At 71.5% G+C, this 25511-nt stretch carries 24 protein-coding genes and 1 pseudogene; 16 read left to right on the top strand and 9 right to left on the bottom strand.

Translation table 11 applies throughout. From position 1 onward, the window contains the following. Positions 1-71: 71 nt before the first annotated feature. Positions 72-929 carry a hypothetical protein gene (locus ACQ614_RS01450; protein WP_431676262.1) on the bottom strand — a complete coding sequence of 286 codons (858 nt, stop codon included), beginning with the start codon at positions 927-929 and terminating at the stop codon, positions 72-74. Between the two features lie 252 nt (positions 930-1181). Continuing rightward, positions 1182-1595, bottom strand: a complete 414-nt coding sequence (locus ACQ614_RS01445; RefSeq protein WP_431676260.1) for a hypothetical protein — start codon at positions 1593-1595, stop codon at positions 1182-1184. 1056 nt (positions 1596-2651) lie between these two features. Here ACQ614_RS01445 and ACQ614_RS01440 point away from each other — a divergent pair. The 4 genes from ACQ614_RS01440 to ACQ614_RS01425 all read left to right on the top strand — a co-directional run bounded on the left by ACQ614_RS01440 (position 2652) and on the right by ACQ614_RS01425 (position 5183). After that, on the top strand, positions 2652-3479 hold the full coding sequence (locus ACQ614_RS01440) for an IS5 family transposase (RefSeq protein WP_351265284.1): 828 nt from the start codon (positions 2652-2654) through the stop codon (positions 3477-3479). Between the two features lie 12 nt (positions 3480-3491). After that, complete coding sequence (locus ACQ614_RS01435) at positions 3492-3962, top strand: hypothetical protein (protein ID WP_431676258.1); 471 nt, start codon at positions 3492-3494, stop codon at positions 3960-3962. Further along, entirely contained in the window at positions 3937-4836 is a 900-nt protein-coding gene (nudC, locus tag ACQ614_RS01430; protein ID WP_431676256.1) for an NAD(+) diphosphatase, read from the top strand. The genes ACQ614_RS01435 and nudC overlap by 26 nt, the downstream gene beginning before the upstream one ends. 119 nt (positions 4837-4955) lie before the next feature. Next, the gene (locus ACQ614_RS01425) at positions 4956-5183 is read left to right on the top strand and encodes a hypothetical protein (protein WP_431676254.1); all 228 of its coding nucleotides are present in this window, start codon (positions 4956-4958) and stop codon (positions 5181-5183) included. Between the two features lie 160 nt (positions 5184-5343). Here ACQ614_RS01425 and ACQ614_RS01420 read toward each other — a convergent pair whose 3' ends face one another. Further along, entirely contained in the window at positions 5344-5538 is a 195-nt protein-coding gene (locus tag ACQ614_RS01420) for a hypothetical protein (protein WP_431676253.1), read from the bottom strand. 275 nt (positions 5539-5813) lie between these two features. Then, positions 5814-7214, bottom strand: a complete 1401-nt coding sequence (locus ACQ614_RS01415; protein WP_431676251.1) for an FAD-binding oxidoreductase — start codon at positions 7212-7214, stop codon at positions 5814-5816. A gap of 77 nt (positions 7215-7291) precedes the next feature. Here ACQ614_RS01415 and ACQ614_RS01410 point away from each other — a divergent pair, with 77 nt between their 5' ends. The 3 genes and pseudogenes from ACQ614_RS01410 to ACQ614_RS01400 form a co-directional block, all read left to right on the top strand. Then, positions 7292-7951: a PadR family transcriptional regulator gene (locus ACQ614_RS01410; protein ID WP_431676250.1), complete on the top strand. Its 660-nt coding sequence runs from the start codon at positions 7292-7294 to the stop codon at positions 7949-7951. A gap of 1013 nt (positions 7952-8964) precedes the next feature. Continuing rightward, on the top strand, positions 8965-9582 hold the full coding sequence (gene thpR / locus ACQ614_RS01405) for an RNA 2',3'-cyclic phosphodiesterase (protein WP_431676248.1): 618 nt from the start codon (positions 8965-8967) through the stop codon (positions 9580-9582). Next, a pseudogene (locus ACQ614_RS01400) lies at positions 9525-9827 on the top strand (ATP-binding protein); the annotation flags it as partial. The gene thpR and the pseudogene ACQ614_RS01400, both read left to right, overlap by 58 nt. 83 nt (positions 9828-9910) lie before the next feature. Here the strand turns inward: ACQ614_RS01400 and ACQ614_RS01395 are convergent. After that, a complete protein-coding gene (locus ACQ614_RS01395; RefSeq protein ID WP_431676247.1) occupies positions 9911-10357 on the bottom strand; it encodes a hypothetical protein in 447 nt (148 codons plus the stop codon). A gap of 427 nt (positions 10358-10784) precedes the next feature. Here ACQ614_RS01395 and ACQ614_RS01390 point away from each other — a divergent pair, with 427 nt between their 5' ends. Next, a complete protein-coding gene (locus ACQ614_RS01390; RefSeq protein WP_431676246.1) occupies positions 10785-11219 on the top strand; it encodes a DUF3885 domain-containing protein in 435 nt (144 codons plus the stop codon). Here ACQ614_RS01390 and ACQ614_RS01385 read toward each other — a convergent pair. Together ACQ614_RS01385 and ACQ614_RS01380 are read right to left on the bottom strand one after the other, a co-directional pair. Next, positions 11132-11934 (bottom strand): IS5 family transposase gene (locus tag ACQ614_RS01385; protein ID WP_431676244.1). Its coding sequence is split into 2 segments (ribosomal slippage): positions 11132-11625 and positions 11625-11934, totalling 804 coding nucleotides; the frame shifts between segments, so codons are not numbered across the junction. The genes ACQ614_RS01390 and ACQ614_RS01385 overlap by 88 nt on opposite strands. Before the next feature lie 78 nt (positions 11935-12012). Continuing rightward, positions 12013-12291, bottom strand: coding sequence for a peptidoglycan-binding domain-containing protein (locus tag ACQ614_RS01380; RefSeq protein WP_431676243.1), 279 nt, complete (start codon positions 12289-12291; stop codon positions 12013-12015). A 224-nt stretch (positions 12292-12515) separates the two neighbouring features. On the opposite strand from ACQ614_RS01380, the gene ACQ614_RS01375 reads away from it, so the two are divergent. The 7 genes from ACQ614_RS01375 to ACQ614_RS01345 all read left to right on the top strand — a co-directional run bounded on the left by ACQ614_RS01375 (position 12516) and on the right by ACQ614_RS01345 (position 19919). Beyond that, positions 12516-13634 carry a hypothetical protein gene (locus ACQ614_RS01375; RefSeq protein WP_431676241.1) on the top strand — a complete coding sequence of 373 codons (1119 nt, stop codon included), beginning with the start codon at positions 12516-12518 and terminating at the stop codon, positions 13632-13634. Between the two features lie 281 nt (positions 13635-13915). Beyond that, complete coding sequence (locus tag ACQ614_RS01370; RefSeq protein WP_431676240.1) at positions 13916-14854, top strand: tellurite resistance/C4-dicarboxylate transporter family protein; 939 nt, start codon at positions 13916-13918, stop codon at positions 14852-14854. Positions 14855-15979: 1125 nt separating this feature from the next. Then, positions 15980-16318: an RNA polymerase-binding protein RbpA gene (locus tag ACQ614_RS01365; RefSeq protein ID WP_431676239.1), complete on the top strand. Its 339-nt coding sequence runs from the start codon at positions 15980-15982 to the stop codon at positions 16316-16318. Positions 16319-16667: 349 nt separating this feature from the next. Continuing rightward, positions 16668-17333, top strand: a complete 666-nt coding sequence (locus ACQ614_RS01360; RefSeq protein WP_431676237.1) for a hypothetical protein — start codon at positions 16668-16670, stop codon at positions 17331-17333. Between the two features lie 252 nt (positions 17334-17585). Further along, the gene (locus ACQ614_RS01355; protein ID WP_431676235.1) at positions 17586-17948 is read left to right on the top strand and encodes a YciI family protein; all 363 of its coding nucleotides are present in this window, start codon (positions 17586-17588) and stop codon (positions 17946-17948) included. Further along, entirely contained in the window at positions 17945-19198 is a 1254-nt protein-coding gene (locus ACQ614_RS01350; protein ID WP_431676234.1) for an RNA polymerase sigma factor, read from the top strand. Before ACQ614_RS01355 ends, ACQ614_RS01350 begins: the two co-directional genes overlap by 4 nt. Before the next feature lie 286 nt (positions 19199-19484). Beyond that, positions 19485-19919, top strand: a complete 435-nt coding sequence (locus tag ACQ614_RS01345; RefSeq protein WP_431676233.1) for a hypothetical protein — start codon at positions 19485-19487, stop codon at positions 19917-19919. 466 nt (positions 19920-20385) lie between these two features. Here ACQ614_RS01345 and ACQ614_RS01340 read toward each other — a convergent pair whose 3' ends face one another. Then, the gene (locus tag ACQ614_RS01340) at positions 20386-21978 is read right to left on the bottom strand and encodes an alpha/beta fold hydrolase (protein WP_431676231.1); all 1593 of its coding nucleotides are present in this window, start codon (positions 21976-21978) and stop codon (positions 20386-20388) included. Then, positions 21975-23393, bottom strand: coding sequence for an alpha/beta fold hydrolase (locus tag ACQ614_RS01335; RefSeq protein ID WP_431676229.1), 1419 nt, complete (start codon positions 23391-23393; stop codon positions 21975-21977). Before ACQ614_RS01335 ends, ACQ614_RS01340 begins: the two co-directional genes overlap by 4 nt. A 1453-nt stretch (positions 23394-24846) precedes the next feature. On the opposite strand from ACQ614_RS01335, the gene ACQ614_RS01330 reads away from it, so the two are divergent. Further along, the gene (locus ACQ614_RS01330; RefSeq protein ID WP_431676228.1) at positions 24847-25269 is read left to right on the top strand and encodes a hypothetical protein; all 423 of its coding nucleotides are present in this window, start codon (positions 24847-24849) and stop codon (positions 25267-25269) included. Positions 25270-25511 lie beyond the last annotated feature (242 nt).

The following is a 25511-nucleotide window of genomic DNA, read 5'->3' as shown; positions in this document are numbered from 1 at the left end:
CGACATCAACCACCCTGACCGAAGCCGCACAGCCCGTGTCCGACATCCGGGGTCAAGGCCCGTCGGGGGTGTCAGCCGGTCAGCGCCTGGGTGGCGGCTCGTACCTGGGTTTCCAGGGCGGTTTTGGCGGCGGTCATGGCCTGGGCGTTGTCCTTGATCGCTTGTTCCTGGTAGGCGTAGTCGACCGCGTACCAGACGCCGACCACGTTGTGCTTCGTCCGGCAGGCCGCGTCGGCGGTCGCCACCCGCACCTCGTGCTCGGTGGGCAGTGCTGTCTTGCGCCACTGGGGGTCGCCGACCGCTGCCAGCGGGTCCGGGTAGTCGTATCCGCTGACCTTCATGCACTGCGACCACTGGGCGAACACCGCGCGTGTCCGCGCGTCCTCCTGGGAGTTCTTCAGGGTGGAGAATTTGATGTCGTCGACGGTCTGTGCGTCGCCCACCCGGCCGTTGACCGTGCCGGTCAGCTGTTTCACCGATTCTCCGACGCAGCCGTGCTCCGGCACCGTCTGGCCGTTGATGACCTGTCCGCCGGGGCCGAGTCGCTGTTTGGGGTCGGACACGCCGCGTTCGGCGGCGGCCATTTCCGGGGTGGTCGCCCAGCCGTTCCCGCCCGAGCGGTCGGGGGTGGCGCGGATCCCGCCTTCCGGGTGGTAGCCCCATTTCGCCATCAGCGCGGCGCTCTGGTGTCCGTAGCGTCCGTCCACCCGGGTGGTGGGGGCGTCGCTGTCGCGCTGCTGGTCGGCCGGGGCGGGAGGGGTGTACGTGAACCCGAACCGCTTCATGCAGCGGGACACGAGTTCCTGCTGCGCCTTGGCGACCGTGGATGCCTGCTGCGGGTTCAGCAGGTAGGCGTCCAGCGGCAGCGGTTTGTCGTTCGCCGATTCGAGTGTCGGTGTCGCGGACACCGGCGGCGGCGTGACCGGCATGGTCGCCCGTGTGTCCTCGCCGGGGTCGGAGGCTGCGGCGCTCGTGCAGCCGGCCAGGAGCAGCGGCAGGGCGATCAGGAGGGCGGCGGGGCGGCGGCGGGGGCGACTGGGCACTGCGGTGGGGGCCTTCCGGGTCGGCGAGGCGGGTTGGGCGGGCGGGCCCGTGCCGGGCGGCGGGTGAGCGGGCTCGTGCCGGTCCCCGGCCGGGTGCACCGGGCCGGGGACCGACGTGAACGCTCGAGCGGGGCTGGGTCAGACGACCCGGCCGGACGCGTTGTTGTTCTTCAGCGAGGAGTTGAGGTTCACGCTCGCGTACGGTGCGACGGTCTGGCAGGCGACGCTGCAGTCGTAGCCGCTGTTGTAGTAGACGCGGAAGTTGCTGGCGATCCAGCTGTCCACCGCGGCCGCGTGGTTCTTCACCTCGACGCCGGAGCCGCTGGAGCCGTTCGCGCCGCCGCTGAAGTACTTGCCGGCGTAGTTCGAGACGTCGCCGGTCTGGATGTAGACCGCGCCGTAGCCGTAGCTGCTGGAGTTGTAGTACAGGCAGACCTGGCCATAGGTGCAGTCCTGTGCGGGTGCGGCCATCGCCGGCGCCGCGGTGGCCAGCCCGACGGTGAGAACGCTTCCGGCCACGGCGGCCGCGGCGACGAGCTTCTTGACGCGCATGTCGTTCCTTCCTTTGACGGCGCCGGGATGTCCGGCGTCCGTTTGCTGGGAGGGCCCAACCCTCCTGGGGGTGGCGCATGAACCGGGTGGTGCGTGAACGCGCCCCCGCGGGAATTCCGGGGGCCGTTCGTGTGCCCGATACTTGTCGTGGGCCGTATCGCCGCGGTAGCGGCCCCGTAGCGCGTGGTGATGCGCCGGTTCGCGGGCCCGGCAGGGCGTGAGGCGGCCCCGGAGTGTGGACGCAGGCTGTGGACGCGGGGGTTCGGGCCGCGAGGGAGGGTTCAAAAAGGGGCGGCGACCGCCGGTGGCAGCTGCCCGGGGTCGCCGTCGTGGAGCAACTGCCCGCTGCGGCCGGTCGGGGCTCCTGCCGAGGATGCCGTGCGTGCCGGGGTCGCGGCCCGCCCGGGCGGGACCGGGAGGAGGCAGGTCGGGGCGCCCCCGCGGGCCCCGTGTCCGTTCGGGGTGGTGTACCGGCCGGGGTGGGGGAGCGGTGCCGTGCCGGGTCGGCCCGACTTTCTCGTCCGGGCCTTCCGGCCGGGTGGTGACGCGGTGGCGGGGCGGCAGGTGCTGTCCTCTGTCCCGGGGGCGGTTGTCCGGACGCGGGGCGCGCCTTCCCGCTGTGGGCAGCCGTCGGTCGTATGGTCGTTCAAGCGGGGGGTGTCCGTTTCGCCTCCCCTCGGTGCTCGGCCCGGCCGTCCTCCCCCCTGGCGGCCGGGCCGTGTTGTGTCGGCCGGTTTCGGGGCGGTGGGATCCGGGCCGTGGGCGACCGGTCGTCGTGGTGCTGTGCACGTCCTGCCCCGGGGTGTCCCGCTGCCGGCACAACGGTCTCGGCGGCGGCCCCGCTGCGGCCCGGCCCGCCGCCTGCGGCGGGCCGGCGTCCTTGAGTGTCTTGTCGAAGCCGCGGCCGCGGGGGCTCGCCCAGGTGCGCCGAGGGTGTCCACCGGCAGGGTGTCAGAGGGCGTTGGGTGAGGCTATGTCCGTTTCGTCGTTGCACGTTCGTGTGGGGTCTTCGGGAACCGGTGGCGGTTGAGGCGTCCTCGGTGGTGCGCTGGCGCGGTGAGTGAGCGCAAGGCGTATCCGAGTGACGTGTCCGACGCGCAGTGGTCGCTGATCGAGCCGATCCTGCTGGCCTGGAAGGCCGCGCATCCGTCGAGTTCGGGGCATTCCGGCAGCTACGAGTACCGGGAGATCATGAACGCGATCTTCTACCAGAACCGGACCGGGTGTCAGTGGGCCTATCTGCCTCACGACCTGCCGCCGAGCTCTGCGACGTACTACTACTTCCAGACCTGGCGCAAGGACGGCACCGACCAGGCGATCCATGACATCCTGCGTGCCCAGGTCCGGGCCGCGGCGGGCCGCGCCGAGGATCCGTCGTTGGTGTCGATGGACACCCAGAGCAACCACGCGGCGGTGAACGTCCCGGCCGCCACGACAGGCAAGGATGCGAATAAGAAGGTTCCAGGTCGGAAGCGTGGCCTGGCCGTGGATGTCATAGGGCTGATCATCGCGGTCGTCGTGGTGGCGGCCTGCGTCCACGACAACGCCATCGGCAAGCAGCTGCTGGACAAGGTCGCGCAGGCCGGGACCGTGCAGACCGCCCTGGTCGACCAGGGCTTCAAGTCCAGCGTGGTCGATCACGGCGCCGACCTGGGCATCAAGGTGGAGATCGTCAAACGCAGCCCCGACGACGTCGGGTTCGTCCCGCAGGCTAAACGCTGGGTATCCGAGCAGGTCAACGGCATCCTGATGTTGCACCGTCGCCTGGTCCGCGACTACGAGGCACTGCCGGCCAACGCCGAGTCCCGCGTGTACTGGGCGATAACGGCGAACATGTCCCGCAGGCTGACCAAGGAGTCGACGCCTACCTGGCGCGGAGCGTAGGAGGACCCGCCGATGTCACGCACCGCACTGGAGAGGATCGCCGACCGGGAACAGGCGATCGGCGACATCACCGAGCAGCTGTCCGCCGAGGTCAGCCAGCTCACCGCCCGCCTGGCCGAACTCGACGCGGAACGCGCCGACCTGGCAATCGCCCGCAAAGTCACCCTGTCCCTCGGCGACGACGAGCCCACCGGCGACCGGATGCCGGGCCTGCCCGACAACCCGATCTACCAGCACATCCTCACCGCGCTCATCGACGCCGCAGCCCCGCAACGCTGCCGCGACCTGTGCCGCACCCTGGCCACCGGCACCGAGCCCACGCACATCTCCGGCATGCGCAACAAGCTCAAGCGTCTGACCAGCGCCGGCCTCGTCGTCGAGACCGAGCTCGATACCCCAGTTGGTGGACGCCCACTATCGTGGAATCTGCGCAGGACAGGACGGGCTAGGGGGAACCTTGTATTACAGCGGCTTGGGGCTTGACCGGGTTGGCGGCCGGCGTACCGACTCGGAGTGGGTCGCCGGGCTGTTGACGAGCCCCAGTACCCAGGTGATTCCCTTGTGGCGGGACCACTGTCTGGTCCGCGACGACAGGCCCATCCGGCTGCCGCTGGCCGAGGCGCGGGGCATCCTCGACGCCGCCGACGACCAGGTGTTTCTCGGCCTGGACGGAGAGGCCGCGGTGTTCGCGGCCGACGTGTCCCGCGTCGACCGGTCCAACGCCGTCGAACTGGCCACCGCGGACACGGTGCTGGAGGTGCGAGCCATGGTTCCCACCATCACGCCGGACGAGGCGGGCCTGCTCGCGTATGCCCGTGGAATCCTGCACTGGAACCGGAATCAGCGGTTCTGCGGCGCGTGCGGCGGTCCGGCCGTCCCCAGCAACGGTGGCCACCTGCGGACCTGTCAGGACTGCGGAAAGCTGCTCTTCCCGCGGATCGAACCGGCCGTGATTGTGCTGGTCGAACTACCCGGCACGCCTCGGCGCTGCCTGCTCGGCCGGCACGCGGGATCCGGTCCGGACCGCTTCAGCACGCTGGCTGGGTTCGTCGAGATCGGGGAGAGCCTCGAGGACGCGGTGCGCCGCGAGGTCGCCGAAGAGGCCGGTGTCGAGGTGGGGACGATCACCTATCAGGGATCCCAGTCGTGGCCGTTCCCATCCGGGATGATGATCGGGTTCCGCGCCGAGGCCGTTTCCGACCGGATCGACGTGGACAACGTGGAGGTGGTGGAGGCACGTTGGTTCACGGCGGCCGAACTTCGGTCGCGAATTACGGACTCCGCTGTCGGCGGGCCCTACCGGGTCGACTCGATCGGCAAGGTGCTCATCGACCAGTGGTTGGCCGACGTGGAGTGAGTCAGCTTGCCACACTGTTGGGGGGAATGTGAGCCGAACTCGACGCGGAACGCGCCGACCTGGCAATCGCCCGCAAAGTCATCCTGTCCCTCGGCGACGACGAGCCCACCGGCGACCGGATGCCGGGCCTGCCCGACAACCCGATCTACCAGCACATCCTCACCGCGCTCATCGACGCCGCAGCCCCGCAACGCTGCCGCGACCTGTGCCGCACCCTGGCCACCGGCACCGAGCCCACGCACATCTCCGGCATGCGCAACAAGCTCAAGCGTCTGACCAGCGCCGGCCTCGTCGTCGAGATCGAGCCCGGACTGTTCGCAATCCCCACACCCAGAACAGCCGACTGACCGCGTGACCTGCCCACACACCGTCACAACGACGAAACGGACATAGCCTCACTCAACGCCCTCTCAGGGTCTCGAGCCGTTCGGCGGCGGCGATCTGCCGAGGTCGGGCGGGGGGCGTGGGTGCGGGCGCCCGTTGGCCTGCCAGGTGGCACGGTTGCCGTCACGCCGACTGCGGCCGCCCGCCGGGCCGCACGGCCGGTGCCGGGAGCGGCTCGGCGTCGGTGGTGTCGCCGAGTGCCCGCCACAGTGCGCCGGGCAGGTTCGCCGCCGGCCGGCGGCGCAGGGCTGTACCGAGGCGGTGGTGGAGCCGGGAGAGCAGGCCGCGGGCCGTGGGCCGGATCTGTCCGATCGTCACCCCGGGGCAACGGTGTGCCGTCCGACCCGGTTGCGCCGGTCCTCGGGGCCGGGTCCGGTCGTCCGTGCCGCGCGGGGCCGGCCGGGGGAGGGGCGCCGGCGTGCGGGCCGGTGCGCGGGTCGGCCGCGGCCAGGGCCCGGGCCCGATGGGGCCGGCCGGCCACGGCGCCGGGGCGGCGGTATCTACAGCCGGCGGAAGTTCGGCAGCCACTGCCCGGGGAGTCGGCGCCCCCGCCTGTTCACACCGTGGCCGCTCCGGTTGCCCACGCGGGCCGGTCAGGCCGCCGCTGCCCGGCCGGTCGGTGCGATGTTCTGGTTGAGCCGGAAGACGTTCTCGGGGTCGTAGGCGTCCTTGACGGCGACCAGCCGGTCGTAGTCGGCGCCGTAGGCCGCCCGCACCCTGTCCTCTCCTTCGGCTCCCAGGTAGTTGATGTAGACCCCGCCCGTGGTGAACGGCCGGACCGCGTCCCAGTAGGCGCGTGTCCAGGCGATGTTGGCGTCGGTGTCCGCGGGGTTCGGCCACAGGGAGGTGGCGAGGAAGTTGAAGGACCAGTCCCGGTGGCCGAACGCGGTCGCGTCGGGGGCCACTCGGTTCAGCGCACCGTCACCGTTGTGCTCGACGAGCGCGGTGGTCATGGGCGACGGGGCCGTGGCGAAGCCCTCGACGATCGCGTCGATGGCCTCGTCGCCCAGCCCGGCCAGGAACCCGGACTTCCAGTAGTTCCACAGGCCGCGCGGCCACATCCAGTCCGCCATCGTCTGGGCGGCGCTGTAGGGCATGGGTTGGATGATGTCGGCAACCGGCGGGCCGAACTCGCGCAGCGGCCTCAGGACGCTCTCACCCCTGCCCGGGTCGCCTGCGTAGACCGCGTACACGCCGACGACCGGGGCCCCGCGCGTGGCCTCGGGAATGAACGGGGCGGGCGGCGCGGTGAAGAGCAGGAACCCGTCGGTGAGCTCCTCGGGTGCCTGGGCCGCGTAGTCCCGCCAGAAGCGGAGGACCTCCGGCGCCCGGGCGATGGGATGGACCAGCAGACCGGCGAGCGCGGTACCGACCGGGTGTACCCGGAATTCGAAGGACGTGACCACGCCGAAGTTGCCGCCGCCTCCGCGAAGGGCCCAGAAGAGGTCCTCGTTCTCCTCCCCGCTCGCGGTCAGGAACCGGCCGTCGGCCGTGACCATGTCCGCGGACAGGAGGTTGTCGCAGGCCAGGCCGTGCTTGCGAACCAGCCAGCCGAGGCCGCCGCCGAGTGTCAGGCCGGCCACACCGGTCGTGGAGACGAACCCGCCGGCGGCCGCGAGCCCGAAGTGCTGGAGATCGTGGTTGACCTCGCCCCAGGTCAGCCCCGCCTCGACGCGGACCGTCCGGGCCGAGGGGTCGATCCGAATGCCCCTCATCGCGCCGAGGTCGATGACGATCCCGTCGTTGCAGACCGCGCGCCCGGTGACGTTGTGGCCGCCGGCACGGACGGCGACGGGCAGATCAGCGGCTCGGGCGAACCGGATCGCGTCGATGACATCGCCGACGCCGGCGCACCGGGCGATCAACGCGGGCTTCCGGTCGATCATTGCGTTGTGGACCTGCCGGGCGCTGTCGTACTCGGCATCGCCGGGGCGTATCAGCACCCCCCGGACGCCTTCCTCGAACTCGCGCACGGCGGCTTCATCGATGGTCATGAGGCGGCCCTCCGGCAATACTGCAATTTGCAGTATCATTCTTTCCCCGGTTGTCAAGAGGGTCAAGAGGGGTGCCCGTGAAGCAGCTGACCTCCACGTCCTTCACGGTCCTGGGGCTGCTCTCCGTGCAGCCCTACTCCGCGTACGGCCTGGCCCGCCAGATGAAGCGCAGCCTCCACTACATCTGGCCACGGGCGGAGCGGGCGATCTACGACGAACCGAAGAACCTGGTCGCCCACGGCCTGGCCACGGCCGAACCCGAGATCGCCAGGGGCCGCAGGCGCACCGTCTACACGATCACCGCGGCCGGCCGCCGGGCCCTGCGGGAGTGGCTCGGCGGGCCGTGCGAGCCCCCGATGTTCGAGTCCGAGGCCCTGGTGCGCGCCATGTTCGCCGAGCAGGGCTCCAAGGAGGACCTGCTCGCAGCGGTGCGCAGCCTGCGGGAACACGCCTCGGCCATGCACGACGAGGCGGTGGCCGTCTCCCGCTCGTACGTCGAGGGCCCCAACCCCTTCCCCCAGCGCATGCACATCAACGCGCTCGTCGGCCGCTTCGTCCTCGAGTACATCGGCATGCTCGAGCGGTGGTCCGCCTGGGCCGAAACCGAGGTCCAGCAGTGGCCGAACACGGCCGACCCGTCGGTGTTCCCCGCAGCGCTGGAGGTCTACCGCGACTTCCTCGCCGGCCTGCAGGCCGGCCCCGCCCACCCGGGCGACCCCGGGAAACGGGTCCGCTGACCGGTCCGCCACGGCAGCACCACGCCCCGAGCCGGTCCACCGCGAGGCAGCCGTCAAGCCGCACGTCGTCGTCGGCGGGAGGCGAGGACGGCCGGCGGGAAGTGGGTTGTGGGTCAGGGCCTGCCGGGGGAAGGAACCGGGTGCGGTACCAGGGGGCGGGCGTCGAGGGGCGGGGCGCGGGTGCCGGGAGGGGGACGGGCCCCGGTGCCGAGGATGGTGGACCGGGGCCGGTGTGGCCGATGCCGGGGGAGTTGCCGAGCGCGATCGCGTACGTGGTGCCGTTCGGCCTGCCGCCGGGACCGTCCGGTCGCAGTGGCCGACCACGCCGTCGACGACGGCGATCTGCAGGACCTGCTGGAGCGCGGTGGCCTGTCCCCTCATCAGCTTGAGCCGCTGCGGACCGGGGGTGCCGGCGGACCGGATGACCGAGTACGGCCGGCCGGACGGCGTTGCCGACGGGCTGGGAGAACCTGGCCGCTGCGGCGGCGGGCCGGGGCCGGACTAGGCCGGTGGCCATGGCGTGGCGTGGCGTACGAGAGGGCTGGGAGGAGAGGCGGCCACATCCGGGGGTGGTGGGTGTCTGCACGGCCTGCTCAACGGGCGCACGGCCCACCCGCCGGCGGAGACTTCGTCTCCATGGACCCGGCGTCCCGCGGTGGCGGATGTCCTGGGGCACCGCGCGGCCGCAGGGGGGACACCGATGGGGACTTGCAACCCGAAGGACGCCCTCCCGCGCGGCGCGGGGCGGTGTCGTCGCTGGCCGGCCCGGGGAGCCGGAGAGCGGGGGAGTGTCGGTGACGTCCTGGCCGACAAAGTGCCCGGTCCACCGACAGTCGCCGGCCGGGGCGGGCGGCGGGGCATCCTGCGCCGGGTGCGGGGTGCTGCGACGGGCCCGTCCGGTCCGGGGCAGGGACACCGCACCCCGCCCCCGGCAGCCGGCAGCCGGGGGTGGCTGCGCCGCCCGCGGGCCTGCTCGCCGGCCGGGAACGCCGGTGGGGTGCTAGAAATCCCTGGTGGACGTTCCCCCCGAGCCTTCGACCCTGCGCGTGTTCGTGGCGCTGGCTCCGCCCGACGAGGCCAAGGACGAGCTGGCCCGGGTCCTGCGGCCCGCTTACACCCAGTACCCGCGGCTGCGGTGGAACCGGATCGAGGACTGGCACATCACCCTGGCCTTCCTCGGTGAACTGCCCGCCACCGCAGTGCCGTTGCTGCGGTCGGTGCTGGCCGGCCTGGCGGCGTCGCACCCCGCCCTGCAGCTGGGCCTGCGCGGGGGCGGCCACTTCGACGAGCGGCTGCTGTGGAGCGGGATCGACGGGGACCTGGAGGGACTGCACCTGCTCGCCGCCGACGTCCGGGACGTGGTCAGGTCCTGCGGGATCGAGTTCAGGGATCGCCCGCTGCGCCCCCATCTGACCCTGGCGCGGTCCCGTCGCGACGATCCCACCAGCGTGCCGCGGGCCGCGGCCGGGCTCGCCGGGTTCGCGGGCCGGCCGTGGCGGGCCGAGCGTCTCCACCTGGTCGGCAGCAACATCGGCCGCGGCCCCGGGCCGATCCGTTACCGCGACATCGAGGCGTGGCGATTCGGCACCGCGGTCCGGGCCGGGGGCAGCAGCGCTCCTGCCGAGCCGTAGCCGCCGGGCGAGCGCCTCCCCGCGGGCGGGTCCGTCCGCCGGGCTACATCCCGTTCGACCAGGACGCGGCGAACCTGTTCTTCCAGCTCATCGCGTCCCGCTACGAGCAAGGCTCGATGATGGTGACCTCGAACCTGCCCTTCGGGCGCTGGGGAGAGACCTTCTCCGACGACGTCGTCGCCGCCACGATGATCGACCGGCTCGTCCACCATGCCGAGGTCCTGACCCTCACCGGCGACTCCTACCGGATCGCCAACGACGCGAACTCCTCGCCAAGGAGAACCGCGCACACCGCGACTGATCCAGCCCGGCTACCGAACACCGTTGGTTACAGGGACCACCGGCAATACAGACGCAGGCCGGCAGCCCCAGCGCGCTGGGCCAGGCCCACCAGGGCCTCAAGGACGCCGAGCGCCGTCTCGGAGTCGACCTGGCACTGCTGCAGTTCGGCCGTCATGGACCACGGCTCGGCAGCGCGCGCCAGGTCAGCCTGCGTTGCCGCGGTGAGAGCCTCGGCCAGGGTGTCCGACAGGCTGAACACCAGCGGGGCGTCGTCCTCCGGAGAGGACAGCAGCTGCCCTGACCGCGGGCGCCGACTGGCTTCCTCGTAGCTGCAGTTCGTGAGGATCGCTTCGAGCTGAGCGACGGCGACCACCGGGTCGATGTTCTTGAGGAAGACCACGTCGAGCCCGGCCACGGCCGGCCCTCCGGGCCGCTCGACCACGGCGACGGCGGCCTGGTCGTCGGCGGCGGAGAAGTAGTCACACAGCGTCATGCGCCGAGTCTGACATCCACGGCCGACGGACTCGCCTGCACAGAGGGCCGCTGTCAGCGACCCCTCTCTGTAGCTGGCGGTGCCATCGATGGCGTGCCCGGCTGACCTACGACGGATAACACCGCCAGTGGTCGCCGTCCGGGAGACGGGTGTCTGCCCGTGCTTGCGAGCAGCGGGTCGACAGCGGTCGGGGTCCTCGGGGATGGGAGCGCCGCATCAACGGTGCAAATTCCCTGGTCGGTTGACGGTCAGCGGCCTGCGGAGAGGCGGCCTTCGAAGGTGGTCAGGGCATTGAGAGCCGCCTTCCAACGGGCCGTCCAGTGCTTGCGGCCGGGGCGCAGCCCGGGCACCGCCCCGGTCCGAACGGGCGGCCTGGCGGCCCGGCTCGTGGGCGGGTGCGGCGGTGCGGGCCTGCAGCCGGGCCGGGATGACCGGTGCCGGGTGGTGGTGGCCTGCGGCCCCCAGGCGGGGTAGGGCGGCAGCCCGTTCGGGTTCCGCTCGGGTGTCCCGGGAGGCTTGGACGACGTTTCTTTTGGCTGGGTGCATGGGCATCATGGTCGGCGGTCGCAGGGCAAGGAGAGGACGTGTGCTGCAGGTGTCCGGGATGGGGCAAACCGCGCTGACGGAGCTGTGGCAGCAGCGGTGGGCTGACTGTCTCCCCGTGGCTCACCGGCTCCGCGGCCCGTACCGGGATGTGTGGGTGCGCTTCCACAGCCTTCCGGAGTCGAAGCGGTACGCCGAGGACGAGCACGAGTACGCCATCGTCCTGGATCGCTACAACACCGTCCTCGACGAGCTGTTCGCCGGTACGGACGTGGCGATGGTGGCGAAGGCTGCGAAGTGGGTGCCCTTGCGTTCGTAGCGGCGGATGTCTTGATCACCGACATCCGGCTTCAGCGCATCCACCTTCCCTACGAAGCCGCCGAGCCAGGCAACGGTCCGCTCGATGACCCAGCGGTGCCGGCCGAGGCGGGTCGAGGACTCGATGCCACGGCGGGCAATACGGGCCGTGATCTGCCGTCGTCGCAGGTAGGAGCGGATGAAGCGGTGGTCGTAGGCTTTGTCGCCGTGGAGCTTGCCGGGCCGACGGCGCCGGGGGCCGCGGCGGGAGCGGATCGGCGGGATCGCCTCGACGAGCGGGATCAGGGCCTGGCTGTCGTGCAGGTTCGCGCCGGAGATCGCGAGCGAGACGGGCAGACCGGTGCGTTCGGTGAGCAGGTGGATCTTCGACCCGAACTTGCCCCGATCGACAGGATTCGGACCCGTCAGGTCCCCCTTTTCGTGGCGCGCATGTTCACCGAGTCGACCGCGCACCTCGACCAGTCCAGCTCGCCCCGCGAGCCGAGTTCGTCCAGGACCAGGCGGTAGAGCTTCGCCCACACCCGGGCCGCGGTCCACTCGGCAAACCGCCGGTGCGCGGTCGGCCCGGACGGCCCGAAACACGGCGGCAGCTGGGCCCACGTGCACCCGGAGGTGGCCACGAACACGATCGCGGCCAGCACCTCCCGGTCCCCGTGGCGGCGACGGCCGCCGCCCTGCGGCCGGGTCGGTGACACTCTGACGTCCATCGCGGCCATCCACCCGCTGGAACAACTCCCACAACTCGTCCGGCACCAGCCGCTCTCCCCGGAGGGGGCGGCGGGCGGCGGAAGAACTCAGCAGGCGTAGCCCGTCGAGTTGGCCCAGAACGTCAGGAACGACCAGGTCTGGGCGGCGATGACGCCGTCGACCGTGATGTCGGAACATTTCTGGAACCGCCTCGTCGCAGCATCGGTCACGGGACCGAATTCGCCATCCAGAAGAAGTCCCTCCCCGGTCAGCGAGAAATTGAGGAAGCACTGCGCCTGCTTGACCGCATCCCCCGACGAGCCTTGCTTCAGTGTCGGTCGGGCATTGGTGTAGTTGCAGATCTGGGTCACCGAGCTGTCTGTCATCTTCGAAATTCCTTCATGGTCGCACCCGAACGGGTGGGTCGGCCTGATGGGGCGTTCTCATGGAAACACAGGCCCCCGCGCCCCGCAGTCCGGCGAAGGCGTCGGGGATGACCTCTTGCGACACCCATGGGGCTGCGGAATCGACCACGTATGGATGAATCCCGCCGGCAGCTCCTCCGGTACGGGACGGTGGGAGGCAGTCCTTTGCATACAAGCGGAGTATCATGTCTGAACTCGAGGAATCCGAGCCTCTCGCGGAGTCCACGGAATCCGAGCCGCCCTCGGAATCCCACGGGTCGTCGACGGGCTCTCGGATCGCCAAGTTCTTCGGTGCGGACCGCCGAACGTCCGCGTGGCGCGAGCGCACTGTCGCGCGGGCGCGCTACCTGGCCGTGCAACTGGACCGTGAACGGCTCCGCCACCCGGAGGACCCCGATCGCAACGCCCTCATCGCGGGGATGGACGCGCTCCTGGCAGAGGCTCGGGCAGGAGCACGCGAGCGGCGTTTCACCCCTCCGGGGTCCGGGGCGTCCCTGGAACGGGCGTCCGCGAATCTTCGGGCCGCGGAGTTGATCCTGCTGGAGCTCGTCGCCGACGAGGAGTTGGGCAGCTGGGTCGCGGAGGTGCAGGGGTGCGCCGAATCCAGCCTCAGGAAAACCGATCCGCAGCGCATCGCGCTGGCCGCGGCGATCAAGAAGCACAATGAGCACGGAGGCACGGTTCCTGACCGCAGGCTGCTCATCCGAACGCTCAGCTCGGCGTACACCGAGCTGGACAAGGAGTACACCCGGGTCCGCAGTCTGCGGAACATCCTCATCGCGGCCACAGTCGTGGTGTTCCTCGGCGCGGCCGGGCTCGCCCTCTTCGGCTGGTTCGCTCCGCAAACCCTGAGTCTCTGCTTCGAGCCGAAGGACACCACCACCACGATTGTCTGCCCTTCGATCCAGCGCGATGCCACCCAGACGGTGACCGTGGAGACGTTGGCCAACCGGAAGGACGTCCTGCTGGTCGAGGTGGCGGGGGCGGCCGGGGCCGCCCTGACGGTCGTCGCCTCGCTGCATCGCATCCAGGGCACCAGCACCCCCTACATGCTTCCGCTGGCGGCCGCGCTGCTGAAGGTGCCCACCGGAGCTCTCTCGGCCTTTCTCGGTGTGCTGCTCATTCGCGGCGAGTTCATTCCGGGGCTCAGCAACCTGGACAGCAGCGGGCAGGTCCTGGCGTGGGGCGTGGCTTTCGGCGCCTCACAGTATCTGGTGACGCGGTTCGTCGACACGCGTGCCCAGGAGACGCTCACGAACACGGGAAAGCCGGCGGCCGGCATAGGTGCCGACAAGAGGGAGTGAGGGCGCACCGCCCCCGACAGCGCGGCCGCCGAGGCGTAACGCCCTGGCGGGCCGGGGTCTCGCCGTCCTTCGCCGCCGTCCACACCCTCCCCACCTGCGAAAACTCAGGATGAGGTTCACTCCGGCCTTTACGGCCCCGAACTGTTCCACCCACGCCTCGGCAGCGAGCCCGTGGGTCAGCTCGACGCTGGTCATCCGCGCCCGATGCGGGTAGTCGTCGCTCTCGCCGGCACATGTGTCCAATGGCGCGAGGAACCGTGCGGGACGGAAGACTGCAAGACGTGACCGCCCGTCCCCGCACAGCTCCGTTCTCCCCGCCCGTGGTTCACCCCGCGGCCGGGGGCGCGGTCCTGGCCACCGGCGCCCCGTCGATCGGCCTGCTACTGATCGGCCATACCGTCCTGTCTGCGGTGGCCTTCGCGCTGGCCGGTGCGCTCTGGCTGGTGCTCGCCCTCGACGTCGGCCTCCGACTGGTGCGGGACCGGCCGCGCTGGTTCGCCGAGGCCGACACACCGCCCGCGCTGACCGCGGTCGCCGCCACCGCCCTCCTCGGCACCCGGAGCTCACTCGCCGGGTGGCACCAACTCGCCGCCGCCCTGCTCGCGCTGGCCTTCGTGCTCTGGCCCGGTCTGCTGACCGCCGTCGCCCGGCACTGGCAGCGCCCGATGCCCGGGTCCGTGTTCCTGGTGTGCGTCGCGACGCAGTCCCTCGCCGTCCTCGCCGGCACCCTCGCCCTGGCCGGCGCCGGCGACTGGCTGACGTGGACGGCGCTCGTCCTGTTCTGCCTGGGCCTCGTTCTCTACCTCGAGGCCCTCACCCGCTACGACTTCCGGCAGACCTGGCGCGGTGCCGGAGACCAGTGGATCGCATCCGGCGCGCTCGCGATCTCGGCCCTGGCCGGCTCGAAGCTGGTCCTCTCCCCACTCTGGACCGGGTCCGCCCGCGAAGCGCTCCGCACCACCACCCTGGTCCTGCTCGCCCTCGCCCTCGCCTGGCACGCCGTCCTCCTCACCGCCGAACTGGCCCGCCCCCGCCTGCACTACGACATCCGTCGCTGGTCCACGGTCTTTCCCGTGGGCATTACCGCCGTCGCCACCCTCGCAGCCTCCACCGCCACGGACATCCCCTGGCTCGACACGGTCGGGCGTGCCCTCCTCTGGACCGCCGTCGCAGCCTGGTTCCTGACCCTCGCCGGCCTGCTCCGCTCCTGCGCCCGTTGAGCCTGGATCCACGTGTGCAGGCGGTTCCGGCGACGTGCCCCGGGTGATGGGTGGCTGCGTAGGCGAGAGCCACCCATAGACCGAATCGTGGAGCTGGCCGTCGAGGTGGGTCCGTCGCCGGGCGGCCCCTCCCGCACCCCGCTCCCACCGCGGACCCGTCCGGGTCGACTGGGACGCGGGAACCGCAGACTTCTTCTCCCGGCTGCGCCGCATCCCACGATCCTGAACACCTCCGACACCACCGGTCCAAGCCCCGGCACGGCTCACCAGGCCACCCCAAGGGCTTCCGGCCGCTCGATCTGCTCGCTGGTGAGCTTGTCCCGGCGTGCCCGGGTTGTCGAGCCAGGGGCCCAGCGACAGCCCCTCCACCGTCCTGTGGGTACGTGGGACTTCGCACGGCCCTCCCGCTCCAGGAACGCGGAGAGGGCCAGCCAGGCCCCTGCTGGAACCGGTCCGCCCGGGACGCCTCCGGCTTGGCCGCGGCCGCCGCCCGCGCGGCCACCGACTCCGGGTCCTTCTCGATCCCGATCGCGGTCAGCAGGTCCTGCTGGTCCACCTCCAGGCCGGGCCGGCCGCCGCGCTGCGCCTTGACCGGCGGCCGAGCTGCCCGCCCTCGAACACCGGCTCCTCGGGCAGCTGCGCCCAGTCCACTTGGCCGTCGGCCTCCAGCCACCACAGCCGCGCCACCGCGTACGCGCTGCCAGACGATCGGCCGGCTCGGGCACCAGAGCTCGGCGAGCCACGTGCCGATGGCGTACCCGCCGATCGATGCGCCTGGCCAGCTGCAGCGGCCGTTCGTTCTGCGCAGCGGGTCCGTGGTGAGTTGCGGACTGCGCCGTTCTGGCAGGTGCCGACGGCCGGGGTGCGCAGATCGCTCGTGCGCCGTGCAGTTCGTCCTGTTCCGTCGAGTCCTTTGCCTGCGTGCCGGTTGATGGTGGCGTGCTGCGCACCTTCGGCGGGCGGAGTGCGGTTCAGGGGGAGCTGCAGGGGGTTGATTTCCAGAGGTCGGCGACGGTCCTGCGCCTGAGCGCGGGGGGCGGTGGGTCGGGTTTGCCGGGGATGGCCGTACGCTGGGCGTCCCCATGCACATCCGAGGCGTGGACATCGTGGCCGAGGAGAGCGATCGTGGCACAGGGACGTGGCGGCATCAGGGGTGCGCGGATCGGTTCGGGGCCGATGGGGGAGTCCGAGCGCGGAGATCTCGCCCCTCGTACAGCGGTGTCGTTCTGGTGCGGCAACGGCCACCGGACCCAGATCAGCTTCGCGATCGAGGCGGTCGTCCCGGAGGTGTGGGACTGCCGCAGCTGCGGTCTGCCCGCCGGCCCCGACCCCGACGACGTGCCCGTCGCCCAGGGCAACGCCCCCTACAGGACGCACCTGGGCTACGTCCGGCAACGCCGCACCCAGGAAGACGGCGAGATCCTGCTCAACGAGGCACTGGCCAAGCTGCGCGGGACCGTCTGAGCTCCCGGAACGGCGCCGCGACCGCTGGAGCGCGGTGCCCGCACCCGCCCCGGGGACGGCGGAGCAGGACACGTCGCGGTGGCGCCGACCACTACCTCACCGACGGTCGACGCCCCCGCAACGGCATCAACCCGGACGCCACGGTCGGGCTCACCGAGCTCATCCGCACCCGCCTCGACCAGTCCGGCATGACGCCGCGCATGGTCGCGGACCACACCCACCACGCCCCGGCGACGCTCTCCAAGGCGATGTCCGGCCGCAGGGTGCCGTCCTGGGAGATCGTCAGGTCGGATCCTCTCTCAGCGAGCCCCACGATCGGCGAGCCGGAGGCCGCCAGGGAGCTCTGGGAGTGCGGCACAGCGGGCAGCGCAGGCCGCTCCCGGCCGCGGCGAAATCCGGTGCCGGCCGGCCGGTGCCGGCCGTCGAGCGCCTCGGCGTCCGCGTGCCCGCGCGGATCTCCGTCATGGGCATCACCGTCCCGTCCCCCGCCAAGCGCGACACCGTGGAGTCGCTCGAGGACCTCGTCGTCCCGGCCGCCAAGGCAGCCGGGCCCGACCTGGACGGCCGGCAGCTCGCCGGACCCGAGCGGTTCGGACTCATGCTCTGCACCACTCCGGCCGACTTCACCGGCCTGATGGCGGCCAAGGTCCACCGCGACGGCAGCACCCTCCAGAAGACCAGCCGTAAGACCACCGCCGCCGGCCACGCTGTCCCCGCCTGCCGGCTCCGCCGGATTCTCCAGAACCACGGCCTCCCGACCATCGCCGAGCTGCACGGCTTCCTCGTCGCCTGCGGCGTGCCGGCCAACTTGGTCCCGACCTGGCACCACACCCTCACCCGACTCACCATCGCCGGCCTGAGAGCCCAGCAGCGGACCGACACCGAGGCCGAGCGCAAGCCCGCCGCCAAGCTCATCGCCAAGAAGCTCGTCCGGTTCCTCACCTCCCCGGAAGCCAAGGTGGGGCTCATGGCCGGCGCCGCCACGACCGCCGTCGCGGCGGTCATCGTCCGCTGAACCTGTTGTCGGCATACGGGTCCATCCGCACAGTCAGGTACGCGCGAACGTGCACAAGCGGAGGCAGCTGTCCGAGGGAGGGGGCGCCGGATAGGTTGATCGTTTGTGCCGCTCGGGCGTTCGGGCCCGCCCCGGCGGCTCGAAAAAAGTCGAAGGAATCCGTCGTGCCGGATGTCGAGGACCCGTTCCCGGCTCCGACTGAGGGGTGACAGCGCGCCGAGAGGGTGCGCGGAACCGAGGGGGACACCCGAGATGAAGTACGTTGCGATGATCTACGGCAACCAGGCCAAGTGGGACTCCTTCCCGGCTGAGGCATGGCCCGAGGCCATCGCCAAGCAGGACGCGTTCAACAAGAAGTACCGGGAGACCGGCGAGCTCGTGGGCGCCTACGGCCTGGCGGACGCGGCCCTCGCCCAGCTGGTGCGCCGCAAGGACGCGGCCCCGGCAGTGACCGACGGGCCGTACCTGGAGACCAAGGAGTACATCGCCAGCTTCTACCTGCTCGACTGCGAGAGCCTGGAGCGCGCGCAGCAGATCGCGGCGGACATGCCCTTCGCCGACGTCGACCCGGTGGAGTTGTGGCCCATCCTGCACGACTCCGCGGCGGACGTGTGAGCGTGCGTCACGGCATCGAGGACCTGCTGCGCGAGCTGGCGCCGCAGGTCCTCGGCGCGCTCGTCCGCCGCTACGGGGTCTTCGACACATGTGAGGACGCCGTCCAGGAGGCACTGCTGGCCGCCGCACTCCAGTGGACCGGAGAGGGGGTGCCGGACAACCCGAGGGGCTGGCTGGTCACCGTTGCCTCCCGCAGACTGGTGGACCAGGTTCGCAGTGAGCAGGCGCGCCGGCGCCGCGAGGACCGCATCGCCCTGGCCACCCCGCAGGCGGAGCTGCTCAGCAGGTCCGCCGACGCCGAGCCGGAAGCGGACCGGGACGACTCCCTGGCGCTGCTGTTCCTGTGCTGCCACCCGGCGCTGTCCGAGCCCAGCCGGATCGCACTGACGCTGCGCGCGGTCGGGGGCCTGACCACCGCTCAGATCGCGGCCGCGTTCCTGGTGCCGGAGGCAACCATGGCCCAGCGCATCAGCCGGGCCAAACAGGCCATCAAGACCTCCGGCACGCCGCTGCGCATGCCGGAGGCAGCCGACCACGCGGAACGGCTGGGCGCGGTCCTCCACGTGCTGTATCTGATCTTCAACGAAGGGTATACCACCACGGACGGCGCCGACCTGACCGCGCCGGCGCTGTCGGGCGAGGCGATCCGGCTCAGCCGGCTGCTGCACCGCCTGCTGCCCGACCACGCCGAAGCGGCCGGACTGCTGGCTCTGATGCTGCTCACCGATGCGCGTCGGCCGGCGCGCACCGGGTCGGACGGCGACCTCGTGCCGCTGGCCGAGCAGGACCGCAGCCAATGGGACCGCAGGCTCATTGCGGAGGGAATCGACCTGATCAGCCGGACCCTGCCCAGGGGACAGGTCGGCCCGTACCAGCTGCAGGCGGCCGTAGCCGCCGTCCACGACGAGGCCGAGCACGTCGACGCCACCGACTGGCCGCAGATCCTCGCTCTGTACGGACTCCTGGAGCAGGTCACGCCGAACCCGATGGTCACCCTCAACCGTGCGGTCGCCGTCGCCATGGTGCACGGCCCCGCCGCCGGGCTCGACCTGCTGGCGACGCTGGAATCCGACAAGCGCACGGCACACCACCACCGCCTGCTCGCCACCCGAGCCCACCTCCTGGAACTGCTCGGGGAGCACGATGCCGCGGCGGACGCCTACCGCGAGGCAGCCCGGCGCACCACCAGCACACCGGAGCGGCGCCACCTCACCTCCCGCGCGGCACGCCTCACCCCTGGACGGAGTTGACCGGCAGGGCCAAGCCACCAGTACCAGTACGGCATTCAGGCACCGCCGCCGTGCACGTTCGGCTGTACCCGCCCGTGCACTTTCAGGTGTACGCCGACAGGAGGCCCTGTCCTGTCGGAGTGGGCGTGTCCAGCCGACGGTGTATCTCGTGTGATGTGAGTTATCGGCTGCCGACAACACGTCAGGCATGCCGCACACGAGGGAATCCGCGCAGGTAGGAGCGACGCCTACCTGCTAGATTCCTCGACCGTCCGTCAGTTCGATGAAAGGCAACACTCGTATGCGCATGCGCAACACCGTCGGTGCGATGGCTGTCGCCACCGCCGTCGGCCTCACCACTCTCGTCACCGCGCCGGCCGCTCACGCCGGTGCGTACGGCTGCACCCGGGACGGCGTCGCGGCGAACCTGGTCTATACCAAGACCATCCCGACGATCAGCGGTGGCACCGGCGGTGAGCTGCGCACCTACTGGGACGGGTACGCGAACTGCTCGGTCTTCGTGAAGTCCGCCTACGCGGGCACCAAGACCTACACGATCCTGTACATAACGGACTACAACTACGACGGCGGCGGCAGCAGCAACGGCGGGATGTTCGCCAGCTACGCGGGCCCCGTCTGGGTGCACGCGGTGAACGAGTGCATCAGGGAGCACATCTACATGGAGGACCCGAACGGCAAGCCCGTCGTCGACTACACCACCGGCTGGCACTCCTGCGGCTGACCCGCTCGGCCACCGCACAGGGCGCCCGCCCCGGCGGGCGCCCTGTCCGCGGTTCGGATGCGGTGCCGATGTCCGCTCCCCTTCGGGCCGGCGTGGATGACCCGGCACCCGGCTCTCGGGTCGTTCTCCGTCGCCCGCTCCAGCAGCCGGGACGTTCCAATGCGTCTCGGTCCACCAGCCCGGGTCCTTCAGGCTGGGCCACTCCGTGCGCACCCGTGGAAGGCGGTCCCCGCCGGTACCGCTGCCCGGTCGGCCCGCCTGCCCGCCGACTCCAGCCAGCACAACCGGGCAGGAAATCCTGCGGTCAGATCGGGCCGGAATGGCTTCCGCGCTCGGGGCCGTGACGGAAGACTTCCTGTGCCGTGCGGTGGGTGGACGAGACGCTGCGGCGACGGATCGCCTGGGGATCACCCGAACAGGAACCCCGTCCGGGTGATCGAGCCTGCCGTGCGGCGGGCGGAAGCTTTCACGACCCGATCTCGAACTCGGGTGGCTGGAGACCGGCGAGGCATTCCGTGTTCGGCGTGGTCGGTGTGTCGAAGAACGAGCGGGTGATCGACTGGGCGCACGGCGAGTCGGCGAAGACCACGTGGGCGACGTAGGGCACCGTGACGGCGGTGGACCGGCTCAGCGTGCGGGCGGCGTACGGCCCGCTGCTCGGCGCGGTCTGGGAGTCGAACCCGCCCGACAGGACGAGGGTCGGGATGTCGCTGCGCGTCACGTCCCGGATCGAGGGCGGCGCCGCAGGGACGTCCCAGGCGCGGCAGTCCGCGTGGAGCCAGGTGAGCAGCGGAGCGTTGGCCAGCACCGAGCGGGGGAACGACGGGAACAGGCGCCGCCCTGCCCGGAGCACGTCGGCCTCGCTCTCGTACGGTGTCCACTCGCTGCAGAAGACGCCGTAGGCGAGCCCGTGGGAGAGCCTCCCGACGGCCTGCGGGCTGAGCTTCCCGCCGGCCCACTGTTCGGCGATCCGCTGCGGGTTGCCGTGGGCCAGTTCGTCGATGGAGCGGGGCACTCCGGCCGCCAGGTGGCTGGCGAAGGTCAGCCAGTTCACCAGGACTCCGCCGTCCAGCACGACCTTCACCGGCTCCGGGTGGCCCGGGACGGTGACGGTGGTGGTGACCGGTTCGGCCTCGAGCTCACTGACGAGACGTTCGAAGGTGGCCTTGAGGCCCGGATAACGGGTGTTGCACGCGGGCTGGTCCGCGCAGGCCTTGAAGATGCCGTCGAAGCCTTCTCGTGCGGCGCGCCAGGTCACGGCCCCGCCGGCCAGGGACGGCGGCAGGACGCCGTCGATGCCGACCGACCGGATCCCCTTCGGGTGCAGGCGCATGTACTGGAGCGCCAGGTCGGTGCCGTAGGAGATGCCGAACACGTTCCACTGCCTGATGCCCAGCGCCCTGCGCAGGCCGTCGTAGTCGGCGGAGCTCTCGGTGCCGTTGTAGGCGCTGAGGTCGGCCCCGCGCTGCACCAGGCGGTCGCGGCACTTCCGCGTCTCGGCGACGTGCAGGCGCCCGGTGGACGGCGCGCCGAAGACGAGGTCGAGGGCGTCCGCGTTGAACTCGTCGACGTTCGGGCAGGTGAGCTGCGGGTCGGCCGAGTAGGTCCCCCGCTGGGACATGAAGATCACGTCCCGGTCGCGGTTCAGCCCGCCGGCGATCGCCATCGGGATCTCGGAGACCGCGTCGTCGCCGGGCCCGCCTGCGAACCACACGACCGGGTCGGGTGCCGGCCGGCTGGTGACCGCGGGGATGATTGCGACCCCGAGGGTGATCTTCCGCCCCTTGCGGTGGGAACGATTCTCGGGCACGGCGAGCGTCCCGCAGCGGGCCGTCGCGAGAGCGGGGATCGGGTCCGCCGTTCTCGGGCAGGGGCCCGGCTCGAAGCGGGCGTCGCCCGCCGTCCGGGCGGCCGTGCCGAGCGGCGCTCCGGCGCCGGACTCGGCCCGGGCAGGCAGCGCGGCCAGGCCGACGACGAGGGCGCCGGCCGTCACCCCGGCCAGCGCGGCCGGGAGCCGGCGCGCGGCGCGCCGGTGTCGTGGTGGGCTGAGGGACTTCATCGGGTCTCCAGGTCAGGGGTGATGGTGAACGGTGCCGGGGCGAGTCCCGCCACGCAGCCGGTGTCGGGCGCGGTCGGCCGCGCGAGGAACGAAGCCAGGACGCTCTGCGCACAGGGCGACTGCGGGACCACGAAGTGGCCGATCCCGGGAATTTGCACGGCGGTCGAGCGGGCCAGCGTCCGGCCCGTGTACGGCCCCCAGCGCGCCCCGGTCTTGGCGTCGAAGGTCCCGGAGACGATGAGCGTCGGCACCTTGCTGACGGTGGCCACCCGCTGGATCGCGGTGCGGTCCGGGACGTTCCAGACGCGGCACACGTCGTACTCGAAGGGGAGCTGCGGCGCGTGGGCCAGCACCGTGTCCGGCCAGCCGGGGAAGGCCCGGCGCCCCGCCCTGAGCAGGTCGGACTGCGAGAAGCCCGGCACCCACTCGGCGCAGGCCACCGAGTTCGTCATCCCCTGGGCGAACGGTGCGGTGGCGGGGCTCGCGCCGGCGGCGCGGACCTGCGCGAAGCGCTCCGGGTTGCCGTGGGCGAGTTCGTCGAGCGCCGCGGGGACGTCGGCGGCCGGCAGGGCGCCGCCGTCGGCGACCAGCAGGTTCACCAGCGCGCCGCCGTCGAGGACGACCTTCACCGGGTCACCTCCCCCGGACGGCTCCACCGTCAGTGTCAGGGGGTTCGCCTCCAGCCGCCGGACCTGTTCCGTCAGGACGCGGGGGAGGTCCGGGTAACGGCTCTTGCAGCTCGGCTGCGCCGCGCACGCGTCGAAGATCGCGCCGATCCCCTCCCGGGCGCTGTCCCAGGTCCACGGCAGGCTGGCGATCTGCGGGGGGACGACCGAGTCGATCGCCAACGACCGGATCCCCTGGGGGTGCCGGCGCAGGTAGGTGAGGCCCAGGTCGGTGCCGTAGGAGTAGCCGTAGACGTTCCACCGGTGGATTCCCAGCGCCTTGCGCAGGTCCGCGAAGTCCGCCGCGTTCTCGGTGGTGTTGTAGGCGCTCAGGTCGACGCCGTCGGCGGTCAGACGGTCCTTGCACTGCTTCGTGGCGCGTACCAGGAGCCGCCCGGTCGAGGGCGCGTCGTAGGGCAGCCCCACGGCCTCCTCGTTGAACCGGTCGACCTCGGGGCAGGCGAGGTACGGCTGTGAGTAGGGCCCGCCGCGCTGGGTCATGACGATCAGGTCGCGGTCCCGGTTCACGCCGGAGGCGATCAGGAACGGGATGGCTCCGATGGGGTCGCCGCCGGGACCTCCCTCCATGAACACCACCGGGTCCTCGGCCGGCTTCGCCGCCTCGGCCGGGATGATCGCGACGGCCAGGCGGATGGTCCGCCCGCCGTGCCGTTCACGGTTCTCGGGTACTTCCAGGACCCCGCACCGCCCGGGGATCTGCTCGGGTGCGTTCGGGCAGGGGCCGGGCACGAACCGCGCCGGCCCTCCTGGCCGCGGCTCGCCGGCGGAGGCCGACGCGGCGCTGCTCGGTGTCGGGCCCACCGCGCCCAGGAAGGCCAGAACGCCTGCGACGAGCGTCGCTCCCAGGCGGGTGTCCCGGGAGCGCCGTCGTGCGCACCGGTGGCGCCCCCGCCTTCGTACAGACCTGCCGGTTCCGCGAACGGAAGGCAGGCAACCCGAACTGATGCCCTGTTTCGCCATGTGATCCCGTCTCTCTGCACGTTCTGTGCGTCCCTCGGCCGTCCCGGCCGGGTGACGCCGCGTGGCCCGGCCCGCCCGCGGTGGTTCGGGTGCGCACGCGTACGTCAGCCTGCGCCCGAGGGCAGGGGGCCACCACTCGTGGGCGCCACTCGGAGCAGGACGGCGTCACCCCGAAGCCGTCCCTGCGATGGGTCACATCCCCTGCGAGGGAGGGGTTCCGGTGTGCTGACTGTCTGTCGGACAGGTCGGCGAGGGGCGGGCTGCTGCAGTGACGGCCGGGCGCGCCCGCTCCGGCCTGCTGATCGGGTGACGCTCGGGGGCGGAGTGTGCGTCAGGTCGCCGTGGGTGCGTGGAGAGCTCGTCGGGGCAGCCCCGTTCGTGCCACCCAACCGCCGCCCTGCCCTCCAGCCCCGGGCCGGCCGGGCCGACGGAGGCGGGGCTCGAGGGCCGGGGTGCACGGTTCGGATGGCGGGTGACGGCTCGGCCGTCGGGCTGGGCGCCCGGTTGGGACGTCCCCCGCCGGGGTGGGTTACTGCTCCCCGGGTGGACGTGGCAGACGAGGACATACAGCGCTTCGGTGACCGGCTTACGAGCGACCCACTGCCATGTACGGAACTGCTGCGGCACGTACCTGCCTGCAGGTTCAGCCGGAAGATCGATCCGCAGAATCAGTGGGATCGCGTTGCAGGGCCGGTGGCCCCAGTCAAACTCCCACGCAGGCGGTAGGAGGAAGCAGGTCCCGTCGTTGCGGGCGGTCGGGGAGATGGCGCCTGCGGCGGACACCTGCAGCAGGCGAGTGTGTGTCCGGGTGGCGAGGTCGGTGGCGTACAGGGCCACTTCGTTGTCGGCCCGGCCGGCGGCGAGCATGGTGCGCTTCACCATGCGGTGCAGTGCGACATCTGTGAGAGGAAGGCCTTCGAAGGCCTGGGTGGAACCCGGCCCGATATCGAGGCGCCCGGCATCCCGCCACCGCGGCCAGCACCACGCCCGCCGCGGACGCCGCCAATCCCCATGCGCGCACGCCGCGCACCCCCTGACACACCGTTTCGGTGATCATGCTGGCGCACCCGGCCACGGCCCTACGGTGGGTAGATCCGCGCTGCCGAAGCATGCGGCCACCACCCAGGCCGGGCAGTGCCCTTGTCACGCCAAGTTTTTCGTCAAGATCACTCGTTTGATATGACTGTGCCTCAATTCCTACGAGCACAGCAGGGAAACGACAGTGCGCGCACGCAAGGCGATAGCAGCAGTCTCCGCCGCCGGATTGGCGGTCCTGGGCAGCGTCCTGACGGCGCCGGCAGCACAGGCCGGCAACTACGGATGCGCAGGAAGCCTCTCGTGGTCCTCGACCATCTACGACGTGAACGGCTCAAAGGCCGGCACGATCCATGACTACTTCGACGGCACCACCAACTGCTCGGTGTTCGTCAAGTCGGTGTACGTGGGCGTGAGCACCCACATGGCCATGGACATCTCGAACGCCAAGGGCGCGCAGAGCAAGGTCGACGACGGCCAGTTCACCACCTACGCGGGCCCGGTCAGGGTGGCAGGCACCGGTACCTGCGTCCGCGAATGGGTCTGGATGACCACCCCGGGCGGCAGCGTCCTCGTCAACTACACGACGCCCTGGCACTCCTGCGGCTGACGCCCCGCGCAGGGGGCGGTCGGACGACCCGGGGGACCTCCCCCCGGAGCGGAACCGACCCGACGGACGGCTTGGACCGGGCCCTCGGCCCCGCCGCCCCGGCGACGGGCGCTGCGCCCCGGGACCTGTGCCTGCCCCGGCCTGGACGTCCGCCGCTGCGCCGCGTCCAGCCCACGTGCCGACCGCCGTCCGACAGCGTCGTCGCCTCGTGGAGTTCTCGGAGCGCCGTGCTCCGTACCGGG

The organism is Kitasatospora dryopteridis, from assembly GCF_050749075.1.
In the GTDB taxonomy this organism is placed as follows: domain Bacteria; phylum Actinomycetota; class Actinomycetes; order Streptomycetales; family Streptomycetaceae; genus Kitasatospora.
This window is presented reverse-complemented; position numbering and strand designations above follow the sequence as displayed.